This window comes from Streptomyces viridiviolaceus, from assembly GCF_014650995.1.
GTDB lineage: Bacteria > Actinomycetota > Actinomycetes > Streptomycetales > Streptomycetaceae > Streptomyces > Streptomyces viridiviolaceus.
The window spans coordinates 150840-165810 of sequence record NZ_BMWA01000016.1; the positions used below are offsets into that span (position 1 = coordinate 150840).

Sequence of the window (14971 nt, forward strand, 5' to 3'; positions counted from 1 at the left end):
AGCAAACCCGCGCCCGGAATCCACCCGGCGATCGCCCTGATCTCCGAACGGCGCCAACAGCGCAAGGCTCTGCGCCGCTACCGCGCCTGGCTGTCCAGAGACAGCCCACCGGGGGCCGGTAAACCTGCCCTGCAGGATGCCACCGGCCGGTTCCCCCTGCCGAAAAGCAACGGTTGCAAGGCAGCAGTGGGCACTTTCCCACGAGGGCAACTTCGTCGCGAGCTCTCCCAGCGACGCCGTCCGCCGTGTACGAGCTCGCCGGGTGACAGCGGCGCCGGGTGCGCGTTCCGCGTGGGACAAGGTGAAGAGGGCGAACCTGCCCTGTGGGCGGGCAGCCCTCTTGTCATGGCGTGGCCCCGATCGGGGCCGTGGTCGCACGGCAGCCGCGGTTCAGCGGACGCCGGCTGCCTTGAGGACCTTGAGTGCTCCGGTCAGGAGGGTGGCCCAGGTTTCGGGGCTGATGCGGGCGGGTGGGGTGAAGCCTTGGATCCGTTGGTGGGCGATGGTCTGGGGTTCGGTGTACTTGAGGATGCCGTCGGCGCCGTGGCGCCGGCCGAGTCCGGAGTCGCCCATGCCACCCATCGGCGCGTCGATGCTTCCCCATGCGGCCGCGAAGGCCTCGTTGACGTTGACGGTGCCCGCGTGCACGCGGGCGGCGACGGCCCGGCCGCGGGCTCCGTTGCGGGTCCAGACGCTCCCGTTGAGGCCGTAGGGGGTGGCGTTGGCCAGAGAGATGGCCTCGTCGATGTCACGGTAGGAGTAGACGGAGACGACGGGGCCGAAGGTCTCGTGGTCGTACAGGGTCATGTCGGGGGTGACATCGGTGAGGATCGTCGGTTCGTAGAAGAGGGGGCCGAGGTCGGGCCGTGCCTTGCCCCCGGCGAGGACGGTGGCGCCCTTGGCGACGGCGTCGTCGACGTGTTCGGCGACGGTCTCGAGCTGGGACGGGGTGGTGAGGCTGCCGACGTCGATGCTGTAGTCGTACGCGGCGCCGATCTTGAGGTTCTTGGTACGGGCGGTGAACGCGGCGATGAACTCGTCACGGATCGATTCGGCCACATACAGGCGTTCGATGGAGACGCACAGCTGGCCGGCGGACGGGAAGCAGGCGGCGACAGCACCATCGGCGGCCTTCTCGATGTCGGCGTCGTCCAGAACGATCATGGCGTTCTTGCCGCCGAGCTCGAGAGAGGCGCCGATCAGGCGCCGGCCGGCGTCGCCGGCGATCTTACGGCCGCTGGCGGTGGAGCCGGTGAACATCATGTAGTCGGCGTTGTCCATCAGGGTGCCACCGATGGAGCTGCCGCGGCCGATCACCATCTGCCACACGCCCGCGGGCAGTCCGGCCTCGTACATGAGGTCCATGGACCACAGGGCGGTGAGCGCGGTCTGGGTGTCGGGCTTCTGGACGACGGCGTTGCCGGCCATGAGGGCGGCGATGGTGTCGCTGGCGGCCATGCTCAGTGGGTAGTTCCACGGGGAGATGACGGTGACGACGCCCTTCGGGTGGCGCAGTTCGGTGGTGTGGGTGAGCAGCGGGATCGCGCCGCGGCGGCGCTTGGGGCCGAGGTACTTGGCGGCGTTGCGGGCGTAGTAGCGGGAGACGATGCCGATGTCGACGACCTCGAGGAATGCGTCGCGGCGGGTCTTGCCGTTCTCGGCCTGCATCAGGTCGAGCGCTTCGTCCTGGCGGGCCAGGACGAGGTCGTGGTAGCGCAGAAGGATCTTCTTGCGCTCCTCGATCGGTGTGGCGGCCCAGGCCTTCTGGGCGATCCGGGCACGGGCGAACGCGGCCTCGACGTCTTCGGGCGTGGAGACCGGAAAGTCGGCCAGGGGGACGCCCGTGTAGGGGGCGCTGGTGGTGACCCGCGATGCATCCGGCGCGGCCGAGACCTGCGCGGTCAGCCGCTCGAGCAGAGCCGGGGTGATGGACGCGGGCAGGCCCGGGCCGCGGGCGGCCGTGGGGCGGCTGGCGTGGTCGGTGACCATGGCGGGACTCCTTGCTGCTACTTGTTCCGGCTCTGGACCGAGGTGGGCACCGGCATGTGGAGGGCGGCCTGACCCTCGGTCATGACGTCGAACTGGATGGTCCGCTTCGGCTTGAGCGACCGAAGGTCGTCGGACATGCGGCCCTCACCGAGCTGGAGGGCGATGCCGCTGGTACTGCGCGTCGTGCCGGCGTTCAGGACGTTGGTCTGGTTCAGAGTGGAGTGCCATGCGCCGTTGATTTTCGTGTACGAGGTGAGCGAGCCGACGCGCTCCCCGCTCACGTAGGCCCTCTGGGCGGGGGTGTTCGCCAGGAGTGACAGGTCTACGCCGCCGGCGTCGTTGGCCACGCGGGCGGTCGTCCGGTGGTGGTTGATGTCGACGTCGAGGTCGGTGACCCACTTGGGGAATCCGTAACCGTCGTGGCCGCGGACCTGGGCGATGTCCGAGCTCACGGGAAGGGACAGGACGTAGGAGTCGAGGTGCTCGTTCTTCAGGCCGGTGACGAGGTCGAAGAAGCCGAGCTTGCCGTGCCGCGCGGGCTTGACGGCGATGCCGACGGCGGCTTCGGTGTAGAAGTCGATGTCGCACACGTCGTAGCGGAAGAACATCACCGAGACCAGCCCGAGTCCGGGGGCGATCTCCAGCGGGGAGAGTTCCTCGGGCAGGCGGGTGCGGATCGCGCGGGACGGCGCGAGCATCGTGAGCCGGGCGGTGGAGATCGTGTAGTAGAAGTTCGGGGTGAGCGTGGCGCCGATCGGGGAGTCGACTTTGATCTTGGGTAGCCGGCGGAAGAAGTCCACGCTGCTGACGCGGGGGTCGCGGGCGATCTCGTCGAGGTCGGGGTTCATCCGGTAGCGGTCGTACAGGCCTCCCTTGGGGACCGTGACCTCGCGGCCTCCCAGGTCGACCTTGACGGTGTCCTTCTGCGTCGAAGACATGGTGTGGATTCCTCAATCTCATGTAAGCGGTGCATACATTACTGTAGAGCGCCATGTGTGCACTGTCAACACTGGTGCGGGGGTCCGTGAAATAGCTGCCGATCTTGGAAAAGGGGCTCTACGAGGCGCTCGGCGGCAGCGTCTTCAGTGATTACTTTTCGGCCTCTTGGGATTGCGCAGTACGACCTCGGCACGACGTTCAAGCGCGGCTCCGGTGACCAGCCAACTGCGGTCGACAACGAGGGAGGGCCGGAGTCGGTACTCGGGCCTTGTCTCCGTATTCCGGATTGGCGCCGCCTTCACCCTTACTCGTTCAGTTACCTGTTCGTCTGAAGTGCATTCCGCGAGTCTGAAGAATGGTCCAACCGGAGCGCCTTCGGCGCTGGTGCTGCATCGGCGCATTCGCCACCCGGAACAGCCCGCCACCTGAGGAGAAGGGCGACCGTGCTGTGTACGGAGGGTTGCCCGTGCACAGCCTTCATCGGCTGCCCCCGAGTCGGTGACAGGCGGTGGAGAGAATGCTGGACCACATTGTGCTCACGGCTCCGGGCAGGGCCACGGACTCGCGCGGGGTCTCTCCATCGGACCCGGCGGACACCAGCTCTGCCGAGGTAGGTGAGCCCGGTGCGCCGTTGCCGCTCGACGACTCCTCATGGACTGCCGCGTCGAGGGGCCGAGGAACCGCCGTCGGCTGAGGGTGACGATTCGTCGCTCGGGGCAGTTCCAAGTCCTTGAGGCCGCTGGCATTCTGGGCCGGTGCTGCCATGTTCGCGCTCCATTTGTCAGGGCGGTGTGGTCGCGGGCGCCCAGACGCTTCCCGTCGCATGTGCCTTGCGCAGCCCGGCCGTAGCACCGGGCCGCGGGTGCTTTGCACGTCTGCCCCGACTTGAGCTCCGCCGTTCGGTCGGCTCCGCTCAGGCTGCAACCCGAGGCTTCGACAGCCAGGCGCGGTAGTTGCGCAGGGCCTTGCGCTGCTTGCGCTGTTCGGAGATCAGGGCGATCGCCGGATGGGTGCCGGGCCTGGGGTTGCTTCCGCGGGCGAGCCGGCGCATCTGGTGTCGGACCTGAGCCATGCTGGCGGCGGACGCGAGGGCCTTGTCGGACCAGTTCACCGGCCGCATGTGACGGTCGGCCTCGCGGCCCTGGTGCCAGCGGTCGGGCAGGTCGGGGGTGACGGCGAGGGCGGTGCCCATGCCGATGACCGCCACACCACTGTCGAGGACCCTTTCGGCAGTGACGCGTTGGGTGATGCCTCCGGTGAGCATCAGTGGCAGCGGGCTGGTCTTGACCAGGTCCTTGGCCAGGTCCAGGAAGTAGGCCTCGCGGGCCCGGGTGCGGGCGTCGGCGGAACGGCCGGTCATCGCCGGGCTTTCGTAGCTGCCGCCGGAGAGTTCGACCAGGTCGACGCCGAGGGGTTCGAGCATCGCGATCACCTGTCGGGCGTCGTCGGCGTCGAATCCGCCGCGCTGGAAGTCGGCGGAGTTGAGCTTGACCGCGACCGCGAAGGCCGGCGACACGGCGGCCCGGACGGCGCGGACGATGTCGAGCAGCATCCGGGCGCGGTTCTCCAGAGACCCTCCCCACTGGTCGGTGCGCTTGTTGACCAGAGGGGAGAGGAACTGCGAGAGGAGATAGCCGTGCGCGGCGTGGACTTCTACGCCGTCGAAGCCCGCCTTCTCGGCGCGGTGAGCCGTGACGGCGAACCGGGTCACGGTGTCCTCTATCTGCCGTGGGGTCATGGCGGTCGGACGGCCGAAGCGGCTGCTGTGCCTGCCCAGGCTGACGCCGATGTCGGAGGGGCCCCACACGACGCCGGGCATGTCGGAGGCCACCTGGCGGCCGGGGTGATTGATCTGCATCCAGATCGCACCACCGCCGGACTTGCCCGCCTTCGCCCAGTCGATGAAGGGATCCAGAGGAGCGTTCTCGTCGAGGACGACGCCGGCGGGGCCGGTCAGTGCCTCGGCGTGCACCATCACGTTGCCGGTGATCAGCAGCCCGGTGCCGCCGGCGGCCCAGCGTCGGTACAGCGTGAACAACTGCTCGTCGGGGAGCTGGCCGTCACCGGCCATGTTCTCCTCCATGGCCGCCTTCGCGATCCGGTTCTTCAGCACCTGCCCGGAGCGCAGGGGCAGTGGTGAGAACAGCTCGCTGGTCATACCGGTTCTCTCTTCCATCTTGATTGCTTACGATGTTTGCACCACTCACATTAAGGCATCAATGTAATCATCGTAAACATCGAAGGGTGTGGGGTACGTCGCAGGCGAGTGACTCGTGCCCCTGTGGCGACCGCAGGCGCGAGTCTGGCTGGCGACGACTCCCATGCGCCCCGATGAACGCGTCGACAGCAGTCAGGGCTCCCGCCTGCGTGGGTACGCGCCGTCCCGGACCGGTGACCCCATGGGACGGAGCACCCAGTCCGAGGTGAAAGTGTCGTCACCCCGCAGCGTCGTGCCTGGGCGGAGCTGGTTCAGGCGTGGGGAACCTGAACCAAGCCGGCCCGCTCGGGGAGGTCTTCGCCCTCGACCCGACCACATCCTGGCGGTCGTGTCCGTCCTGCCGCCTGTTCGCGACCGTGGCTCAGCTGCACGTCTACGGTCCCGAGCCCGGCCCCACTGCCCACTGCCCACTGCCCGCTGCCCCGGCTGTGCCGCCGCCGCCCTGCGCGTCGTCACCCGGCCCCAGTAGCTATGGCTTCAGCTGAGCAGCGGGGCGAGCGCTTTCCGCTCCAGCCTTCCTCCCCACCGCGCCATGAGCCGCGGCGTCGAGGACCAGCCACGGGCAGTCCCCCTGTCAGGCGTCCTTCAGGTGAATCCCCCTGGTCTCCCGCATGAGATAGCACGCGATACCCGTGAATGAGCACAGCAGCATGATGTAGAAGCTGGAGAGCCGGGCCACGCCGTACTCGTTGAAGAGCTGGTTCAGATATGGTGCGGTGCCTCCGAAGACGGCGACGGAGACGGAGTACGCGAACCCGATGCCCTGCGTGCGCACCCGTGTCGGGAAGGTCTCCGACATCGTGGCCGACAGAAGCGCTCCCGGGATGGCCACGACGGCGAGTGCGACCGAGGAAGCCACCAGGAGCGTCCAACCCTCTGAGCCGATCAGGCTGGTGAGCGGGATCTGCAAGGCGATCATCAGCGCCGCGAACGTGAGCATCATGGGGCGGCGGCCGATCTTGTCGGAGATGCGACCCCACAGAGGAAGGGTCGTCAGGGCGATGCACTGGGCTGCGACAGAACACCAGTAGGCGACGCCGGCATCCATGCCCTTCTGGGTGATGGCGTAGGTGGACACGTACGACGTCCAGGTGTAGTGAGCACCGGTGATCCCCGAGGTCATCGTGATGACGAGCAAGACTGCACGGACCACCTGCTTGCGAGGCAACGGCTGAGCCTCGTCACTGGACTTCTCGTCCGAGAACACTTCGCTCTCGTCCATGCTGCGGCGCAGGTAGAGAGCGGCGAGGGCGAGGAGGGCGCCGAAGACGAAGGGGATGCGCCAGCCCCATTGACCGACCGCGCCGTCGGACAGCAGAGATGTCACCGCTCCGCCCACCGAGTAGGCGACGGCCGAGCCTCCGAAGATCGCGACGAACACGATGCTTCCCCACAGGCCGCGGCTCTCGCTCGGAGCGATCTCTGCGACGTAGGTGTTGGCCGTCGCGGACTCCCCGCCGTGGGCGAACCCCTGCGCCATGCGGGCGAGCAGAAGGAGCAACGAGGCCCAGGCCCCGATCGAGGCGTAGGTGGGCATGAGGCCGATGACGAGACTTCCGCCGGCCATCATCAGCATGGTGGTGATCAGTACGAACTTGCGCCCCCGCCGGTCGGCGATCCGTCCGAAGACAATGCCGCCCAGCGGGCGCATCAGAAAGCCGACCGCGAACACGGCGAGCGTCGACAGCAGTGCCGACACCTGGTCGGACGAACTGAACATGACGGTGGCGATGAAGGGCGCGAACACCGCGTAGGCGCTCCACTCGTACCACTCGAGAACATTGCCGACCGTGCTGGCGAAGAGAGACTTGCGTCTCGACCGAAGCGTGGGGCCCGGATGGGTTCTTCCCCCGGTCGCTGCCTCGGGCCCTGTCTTCGCGTTGCTCATGACTGCTCCTTCACTGTTTTCGGGCAGGGCGAAGTGACGTCCGGTGCCCAGAGGTGAGTGGTGCCGAGAGGCTGTCAGGCGTCAGGCGCGGGGGGCCGGGATCAAGCCGGCGTACTGTGCGGCCATGTCCAGCAGACGGGGGACACCCGTTTCCAATGACGGACCGAAGTCCGTGTCGTCCGGACGTTCGCCGCGGCGCCAGCGGGTGTAGATCGCCTCGCAGAAGATCGCGGCCTTCCACAGTGCGAGGGTCTGATACCAGGGGAGCGGGGTGAGGTCGAGGCCCGTGCGAGACCGGTAGCGGTCCGCCAGTTGGAGCCTGGTGAGGTAGCCGGGCGCCCGGGTCACCGGTGTCAGTTCCAGGGGAGTGGGGAGCGCACCGGCCTCGGAGTACGTGGCGGTCATGTATCCCAGGTCTGCCAACGGATCACCGAGCGTGGCCATCTCCCAGTCCAGGACCGCGAGGACCCCGGCGGGTGCGTGCGGAGCGAACATGAGGTTGCCCATGCGGTAGTCACCGTGGACCACCGCGGCGGCCTGGCTCGTCGGCAGGTTACGGCCGAGCCAGTCCGCGATCCGTTCCACCGCCGGGAGACTGCGTGAAGTATTGACCTCCCACAGTCCGCTGAAACGGTCGACCTGGCGTCGGAGATATCCGTCGGGGGATCCCAAGGAGGCGAGCTCCCCCCTGGTCACATCGATGCGGTGCAGTGCGACCAGAGTGTCGACGACCGCCACACTGGTGGCGCCCCGTTGTTCGAGCGAGGAGAGGTGGGACGGGATCGCGTCGGTGACGACCGTCCCCTCGAGGCGGGACATGAGGTAGAACGGCACGCCCAGGAGCGACTCGTCCTCGCAGACGGCGACGATCTCCGGCACCGGCACCCCGTGCCCGCGGAGGATCTTCTGGATGCGGGCCTCGCGCACCATGTCGTGCGTCGACTTCGGCAGCGGCGGGCGCGGGCCTCGACGGAGGACGACGCAGTCGCCGCCGCGCTGGAGCAGATAGGTGATGTTGGACTGGCCGTCACCGATGCGCTGCCACGCCATCGGACCGTGCCCGACACCGTGCGTGTCGAGGAAGTCGGTGACCGCGTCGACGACGAGAAGGGGTGGGCTTTCGAGATGCCGGGCCGCGTCCCAGCTCGCGACGACCTCCACCCCGTCGGGAACGGTGTGCATCACGCGCCCCCGCCCCGGCCGACGACGGCGTCGCCCTGGTAGCGCTCACCGGCCCGGACCGCCGCGCTTCTGCCGGCCGAGGCCCGGCGGGCGATCGCCCACTTGTGGGTTTCGTTGGGACCGTCGTAGATGCGAAACGGGCGGACCTCGTTGAGGTACTGCGCCAGCGGAAGCCCGTCGGAGACCCCGTCGCCGCCACAGATCTGGATGGCACGGTCGACGACGCGGAAGACCGCTTCCGAGCAGTGCACCTTTGCGATCGAGGACATCGCCGAGCCCGCCTTCGGGTCGGTGTGGAGGAGAGTCGCGGTCTTGGAGATGAGAGCGTCGGACGTCTCGATGTCGATCACCGAATCGGAGATGAGATTCTGTGCCAGACCGAGTGAGTCGATCGGACCGCCGAACAGTTCCCGCCGCCCCGCCCGGTCCAGCGCGATGTCGAGTGCCCGCCGCGCCAGTCCCAGCCACCGCATGCAGTGGGTGAGACGTGCCGGACCGAGCCGCACCTGGGCGTAGCGGAAACCGAGTCCCACCTCACCCAGCACTGCGGCGTCGGGGACGAAGCAGTCCTTGATGGAGAGGTGCGGATGTCCGCCGTCGATGGAGCGGTCGATGGTGTGGATCGCCTCACCGACCTTGAGGCCCGGGTTCGTCATGTCGACGAGGAACATGGTGGCCCCCTCGGGGGAACCGTCCACGGCCGGCGTCCGCGCCATCACGATGCAGAATCCGGCGCCGACGGCGCCGCTGGTGAACCGCTTGTGGCCGTCGATGATCCAGCCATCCGAGGTGCGCACGGCCTTGGTCCGCAGGGCCGCCGGGTCGGACCCGGCCCCCGGATGGGGCTCGGTCATGCCGAAGCAGGATCGGATGTCTCCCGCGGCCAGCGGCACGAGGTACCGGTGCTTCTGCTCCTCGGTCGCGATCAGGTTGAGCATGTGCATGTTCCCCTCGTCGGGTGCCATGCAGTTGAGCGCGCTGGGGCCGATCGGCGAGTAGCCGGCCTCCTGCAGGATCGGGGACCAGTGTTCGATGGGCACCCCCTGCCCTCCGTACTCCTTCGGCACGTGCGGCGCGAAGACTCCTGCTTCCTTCGCCGCCGCCTGCAGCCGGTCACGCGTGACCTGGTCGAGGCGTTCACCGGGCGCGGGTTCCGCGTCGATGACGACCTCACGTATGAATCGGCGTGTGCGCTCACACAACTCCGCCACATCGGGAGGGAGGTGAGTGAAGGTCATGACTGTCCTTTCGGGGTGGTGCGCGGTCGTCAAGCGGTGCCGCCGGCGACCGTGAGGCCGCCATCGACGGTGAGGACGTGGCCGGTGACCCAGGAGGCGTCGTCCGAGGCCAGGTAGGCCACCGCGGCGGCGATGTCGGACGGCACGCCCAGACGCTTCATGGGGTAGTTCTCGACCACCTCGTCCTCCTTGCCCTCGTAGAGGGCTTTGGCGAACCGGGTCTTCACCACGGCCGGTGCCACGGCGTTGACGCGGATCTCCGGGCCGAGTTCGACGGCGAGGGTCCTGGTCAGGTGCGATACAGCCGCCTTGCTCACCCCGTAGAGGCCGATCCCGGGCGACGGGGTCTGGCCGGTGACCGAAGAGAGGTTGACGACGGTTCCGTGGCGCTCGGCGAAGCGGAGGGACCGGTGCGCCACCGCGTCCTGGACCCATGCGAGGGTGGCGAGGACATTGACCTCCAGCACCTTGCGGGCGACATCGAAGTCCAGCTCGGTGAGGGGGCCATAGGCCGGATTGATCCCCGCGTTGTTCACGAGGACGTCGAGCCCGCCGAACTCGCGTGCGACGCTGTCGAACACTTCGCGACGGTGCTCGGGATCGTCCGCTTTGCCGGCGACGGTGATGACGCTGTCCCGGGGGAGGGCGGCGGCGGCTTCCTCGAGCGGTCCGGCCGTGCGGGCGGTGATGCACACCCGCGCCCCTTCGGACACCAGTTGTCCGGCGATCGCCAGGCCGATGCCCCGGCTCGCGCCGGTCACGATGGCGGTACGGCCCGAGAACCGGCCCTGGCCGGCGTGGTTCTGGTTCAACGGATCAGCCCTTCGAGGGGGAGGAGGGCCCGGTGGTGCCCGCCTTGCGGAGTTCGGCACGCCGGATCTTGCCGCTCTGGGTCTTGGGCAGGTCGGCGATGAAGTGGATCTGCCGGGGGCACTTGTAGGCCGCCAGGCGGTCGCGGGAGAAGGCGATCAGTTCCTCCTGTGTGAGGCTCCGACCCGACTTGAGCGAGACGTAGGCGACGACCGTCTCGCCGCGGTAGTCATCCGGCTCCCCGACGACGGCGGCTTCGTGCACCGACGGGTGCTCGTACAGTGCGTCCTCGACCTCACGCGGCCAGACCTTGTACCCGGACACATTGATCTGGTCCTTCAGCCGGTCCACGAGGTAGACCCAGCCCTGCTCGTCGATGATGGCGACATCGCCGGTACGCAGTCGACCCCCAGACATCGTCTGCTCGGTGGCCTCGGGCTTTCCCCAGTACCCGGGCACCACCTGGGGCCCGCTGAGCTCGAGCTCGCCCTGATCCCCGCTGGGCACGGGATTGCCGTGCAGATCGACGACGCGGGCCGTGAGGTGCGGCAGCGCCATCCCGATCGACAACGTCCCGCTCGGCAGATGGACCGGTGCCTTGCGTGCCGGCGGCACGGCGATGACAGCAGAGGTCGTCTCGGTCATCCCGTAGGCGTTGTGAATGTAGATGCCGAACCGCTGCTGGAAACGCTCGACGGTCGCCGGCGGGATCGGCGCACCCCCGGAATACACGGTCTTCACCGACGCGAAGTGCCGCGGCTCGGCCTGCGGCAGCTCGTAGATCGCGTTGTACGCCGTGATGGAGCCGATGGTGAAGGTCACGCCGTGCTCGGCGAAGGCTTCCAGGGCGACTTCGGGGTGGAACCGGCCGGCGAGGACGAGTGTGGTGTTGGTGAGCAGCGAGATCGTCGCGTTGACCACGGCGCCGGTGATGTGGAACAGCGGGGCGATGGCGAGGACGACGTCCCCGTCGCTCAAGCCGGTCCACGCCGCGCAGGTCCCCACCACACTGAGGACGTTGCCGTGGGTGTTCATGGCGCCCTTCGGCGGCCCGGTCGTCCCGGAGGTGTAGGTAAGGAACGCGACGTCGTCGCGGCTCAGCTGAACCGGTGTGGGCCGGCAGCCGGCGAACTCCTCGATCAGCGTGACGAGATCGCCGTCCGGCGCCGGGGCGGGGCGCTCTGTCGTCGCGAAGACCCGCGGGTCGTTCCGGGACTGGTAATCCAGCGCCGACGTGCTGATCAACCACTGGACCGTGCTTCCCGCCAGGGTGCCCAGCGTTTCCTGGACGTCGGTGTCCGCGCAGACCACACCGACCGCCCCGGCGTCGTCGATGATCCGGCGTAGCTCCTGCCGCCGGTACATCGGGTTGAGACCCAGTGCCGTGGCCCCCAGCTTCCACAGGGCCAGCAGTACGAGCGCGTACTGCGGGACGTTCTGCAGACAGACGCCGACGCGGTCACCGCGGCCGGTCCCGCGGGCCTCGAACACGGCGGCCAGGGCGTCCGACGCCGCGTCCACCTCCTGCACGGACATCACGCCGTCGAAGTAGCGCATCGCCGTGGCAGCCGGGTTCATCGCCACGCGGGCAGCCCATGCGGCCACGAGCGAGTCGTGAGCACCCGCCGTCTGCGCTTCGACATCTGTGGGGAGCAACGAACCCCACGAGGGGTCTTCAGGAACTGTCACTACTCGTCCCTCCTGCCCACGGCATACGCAGGCAACGGCTACCGAGCGCTCGCTCGGTTCGCGATGTGCGACGATAGGGCTACCGAGCGATCGCTCGGTGAAGGATTGATGTGGCAGGAGCACCGTGTCAAGAGGTCTGCCGTCGGCACGGAGCCTGGCGACGCTGCATACTGGCGTGCCGATGCGATGAAGATCCAGGGCAAGGGGAGCGCTGTGACCAAGACGGATGCCGGGGCGGACTGGAGAACATACTCAGGCAGCGGACTGCCGCCCATCCTCGAGACCGCGCTGGCCTGCTTCATGGAGCACGGCTACCACGGGACGACGATCCGGACGGTAGCCGCCCGGGCGGAACTCTCCGTGCCGGGGCTGTACTACCACTACGCGTCGAAACAGGCATTGCTCGTCGCGATCGTCTCCTACGCCATGGACGACCTCTGGGCACGCAGCACCGCCGCCCTGGAGGAGGCCGGCAACGACGTCCAGCGGAAGCTGGAACTGCTCGTGGAATGCCTCGTGCTCTTCCACGCCCACCGGCGGGGCCTCGCCTTCATCGCCTACAGCGAGATCCGCAGCCTCACCGGAGAAGCCCGCACCACCTACATCGCTGCCCGTGACCGCCAGCAGCGACTGATGGACCACGTGATCGAGGAGGGTGTGGCACAAGGCGTCTTCGCCACCGCGTACCCCCGTGAGGTCAGCAGAGCGATCGTCACCATGTGCACGGGCGTTTCACAGTGGTACCACGCAGAAGGCGAGCACACCCCCCAAGAACTCGCAAAGCGGTACTGCGACATGACACGTATGACTGTGGGCGCACTGTCACCTTCCCGGTCCTGAAGGACTGAGCTCGTTGTCCTGGTCGGGGGACAAGTGAATTGTGGCCGGCTGGCGTTCAGGAGACGGTGAAGGGGCGCGAGGTACCGGGAACGTGTCGATTGCTCCGGTCAGCCAGTCGCCGTCGTAGGGATAACGCGCCCCGCTGCCGCACCGATGACACCATCTGGCGCGACTTCTGGACTCTGGCCGACCACTGCGGCGGCAAGCGCGCGCGAAACCTCGTCGAGACGCCCTCCCAGAGTGAGGAAGTGGAAGTCGTCGCCGGGATGGCCTGCAACATCACACCCGCAGCGGCACGCCGCTACTCACCTCGCCCCGGCGTCCGTCCTCTCGATCGACGGCCACCCCGACTCGACCGTCGCCGTGGCCCACCGCTTCAACCAACTGAATCCAATCGTCGCCGCATTCGGGGCTTCGGTATGCCGCTCCGGGACGACTGACAGTCGTGTCCGGCCCGTCCAGGTGGGCTGCGCCCGGCCTGGTCCGCGGCAAGGAAAATCAAGATGGGCGCCGGATCAGCCGGGCTCCAGGGACGGCGGCGCTCCCTCCGAAGGTGATCGGCGTGCTCGCGAGCCGACGCTCGGCGGCGCTCCTGTCCGTCCTCGACCCCGCCGACGGCTGAGGCGGTGCGAGCACTCAGTGGGCCCTGTGGTCGGGTTGCGAGGGGCGTATGAGGCGCAAACCCTTGGAACCAAGCATCGATATGGACAGGGCGAACGTGTGCCCGTGACATGGAGTGGACATGACCGATCTTCCTCCTCCGATCACTCCCTACCTCGAACCCGCGGCGAAGGAGCTGTGCGAGGCGACGGACCCGCATCCTCGGATCTATGAGGTCCCACCGGAGCAGGGCCGGGACATCCTGCTCGGCCTGCAGAGCGACCCCAGCGTGCCGCGCCCGGAGGTCGACGAGGAGTGGGTCGACGTGGATGCGGGCGAGTGGGGGACGGTCCGCACGCGCATCATCCGGCCCAAGGGATCGACGGGGCCTCTGCCGGTGGTCTTCTACATCCACGGCGCCGGCTGGGTCTTCGGCGACGACAAGACCCACGACCGGCTCTTCCGCGAGCTCGCCGTGGGCGCCGGGGCGGCGGGCGTCTTCCCGGTCTACGACCGAGCGCCCGAGGCGAAGTACCCCACCCAGGTCGAGCAGAACTACGCCGTGGGGCAATGGGTGCTGGAGCACGGCGCGGAGCACGGCCTGGACACCTCGCGGATCGCCGTCACCGGCGAGTCGGTGGGCGGCTGTATGTCGGCGGTGTTCGCGCTGATGAACAAGGAGCGCGGCGGGATCGACCTCAAGGCGCAGGTCCTGCTCTACCCGGTCACCAACGCCGACTTCGACACCCCGTCCTACCTGCAGTTCGCCGAGCACTACTACCTCACCCGCGACGGCATGAAATGGTTCTGGGACCAGTACACATCCGACCCCGCCCAGCGCGCCGAGGTGCACGCCTCCCCGCTCCAGGCCTCCCTGGACCAGCTCAAGGGCCTGCCCACCACGCTGGTCATCACCGACGAGGCCGACGTCCTGCGGGACGAGGGCGAGCAGTACGCCAACAAGCTCCGCGAGGCCGGTGTGGACGTCACCTCGGTCCGCGTGGCGGGCATGGTTCACGACTTCCTCCTCTTGGACAGCCTGCGCGACACCCGCGCAGCCAACGTCGCCCGCAAACTCGCCGTCGACGTCCTGCGGACGGCCCTCCACGACAGCTGAGACGCCCGCATCCGTCCCGGCGCTCCCGCGTGACGCGCGTGTACGGCCCGGGCCCCCAACGCCTGCGTGGCAGAGGTGGGCCCGCGAGCCGCGTGAATGCTCGGCTGAGCTGACCGTCCGACTCACCGGCGGTCCGTCCCGAAGGGCGGACCGTACGACCGGTACCGGATGGACACCGACCTCGACGAGGTCGCCCGGGACTCTCGCCTCACCGCCGTGCACTTCTTTCGGCAGCTGCCAAGACCACCAGGGTCGATTCCCCGATCGGCCCCACCCTCGCCCCGAACTTCTCCTGCACCGCCTCGGCCGCGCGGTTGACGATGCTCGCGCCTTTTCGGGCGATCCGCACCCGGTGGCCCGAGGAGCCGACGATCAAACCATTCAGCTCGGTGTGATGGCGAAGGGTCAGACTGCCGTGCACATGCCGGTTCTCACCCGCGCCGAGTGCGGTGCACCGCCTC

The 14971-nt window shown here is 68.2% G+C and carries 11 protein-coding genes and 1 pseudogene; 4 read left to right on the top strand and 8 right to left on the bottom strand.

Features of this window, described 5'->3' with window-relative positions; all coding sequences use genetic code 11:
* Positions 1 to 390: 390 nt before the first annotated feature.
* The 3 genes from IE260_RS24210 to IE260_RS24220 form a co-directional block, all read right to left on the bottom strand.
* Positions 391 to 1989, bottom strand: a complete 1599-nt coding sequence (locus IE260_RS24210; protein WP_189875284.1) for a succinic semialdehyde dehydrogenase — start codon at positions 1987 to 1989, stop codon at positions 391 to 393.
* 17 nt (positions 1990 to 2006) lie between these two features.
* The gene (locus IE260_RS24215; RefSeq protein WP_189875286.1) at positions 2007 to 2927 is read right to left on the bottom strand and encodes an acetoacetate decarboxylase family protein; all 921 of its coding nucleotides are present in this window, start codon (positions 2925 to 2927) and stop codon (positions 2007 to 2009) included.
* Positions 2928 to 3841: 914 nt separating this feature from the next.
* Positions 3842 to 5086, bottom strand: coding sequence for an NADH:flavin oxidoreductase/NADH oxidase family protein (locus tag IE260_RS24220; protein ID WP_189875399.1), 1245 nt, complete (start codon positions 5084 to 5086; stop codon positions 3842 to 3844).
* A gap of 317 nt (positions 5087 to 5403) precedes the next feature.
* Here IE260_RS24220 and IE260_RS41860 point away from each other — a divergent pair, with 317 nt between their 5' ends.
* Positions 5404 to 5631, top strand: coding sequence for a DUF6510 family protein (locus IE260_RS41860; protein WP_373303397.1), 228 nt, complete (start codon positions 5404 to 5406; stop codon positions 5629 to 5631).
* 89 nt (positions 5632 to 5720) lie between these two features.
* Here IE260_RS41860 and IE260_RS24225 read toward each other — a convergent pair whose 3' ends face one another.
* From IE260_RS24225 to IE260_RS24245, 5 genes are all read right to left on the bottom strand, one after another.
* Positions 5721 to 7034, bottom strand: coding sequence for an MFS transporter (locus IE260_RS24225; protein WP_189875288.1), 1314 nt, complete (start codon positions 7032 to 7034; stop codon positions 5721 to 5723).
* An 81-nt stretch (positions 7035 to 7115) separates the two neighbouring features.
* Positions 7116 to 8216, bottom strand: coding sequence for a phosphotransferase family protein (locus IE260_RS24230; protein ID WP_229881164.1), 1101 nt, complete (start codon positions 8214 to 8216; stop codon positions 7116 to 7118).
* Positions 8216 to 9454, bottom strand: coding sequence for an acyl-CoA dehydrogenase family protein (locus tag IE260_RS24235; protein ID WP_189875292.1), 1239 nt, complete (start codon positions 9452 to 9454; stop codon positions 8216 to 8218). The genes IE260_RS24230 and IE260_RS24235 overlap by 1 nt, the downstream gene beginning before the upstream one ends.
* 29 nt (positions 9455 to 9483) lie before the next feature.
* Complete coding sequence (locus IE260_RS24240) at positions 9484 to 10266, bottom strand: SDR family oxidoreductase (protein WP_189875294.1); 783 nt, start codon at positions 10264 to 10266, stop codon at positions 9484 to 9486.
* Positions 10267 to 10270: 4 nt separating this feature from the next.
* The gene (locus tag IE260_RS24245) at positions 10271 to 11869 is read right to left on the bottom strand and encodes a class I adenylate-forming enzyme family protein (RefSeq protein ID WP_229881166.1); all 1599 of its coding nucleotides are present in this window, start codon (positions 11867 to 11869) and stop codon (positions 10271 to 10273) included.
* 297 nt (positions 11870 to 12166) lie between these two features.
* On the opposite strand from IE260_RS24245, the gene IE260_RS24250 reads away from it, so the two are divergent.
* The 3 genes and pseudogenes from IE260_RS24250 to IE260_RS41865 all read left to right on the top strand — a co-directional run.
* Positions 12167 to 12793, top strand: coding sequence for a TetR/AcrR family transcriptional regulator (locus tag IE260_RS24250; protein WP_229881168.1), 627 nt, complete (start codon positions 12167 to 12169; stop codon positions 12791 to 12793).
* A 742-nt stretch (positions 12794 to 13535) separates the two neighbouring features.
* Positions 13536 to 14510, top strand: coding sequence for an alpha/beta hydrolase (locus tag IE260_RS24255; protein ID WP_189875298.1), 975 nt, complete (start codon positions 13536 to 13538; stop codon positions 14508 to 14510).
* A 168-nt stretch (positions 14511 to 14678) separates the two neighbouring features.
* Positions 14679 to 14875, top strand: a pseudogene (locus IE260_RS41865) (acetoacetate decarboxylase family protein); the annotation flags it as partial.
* Positions 14876 to 14971: the final 96 nt, after the last annotated feature.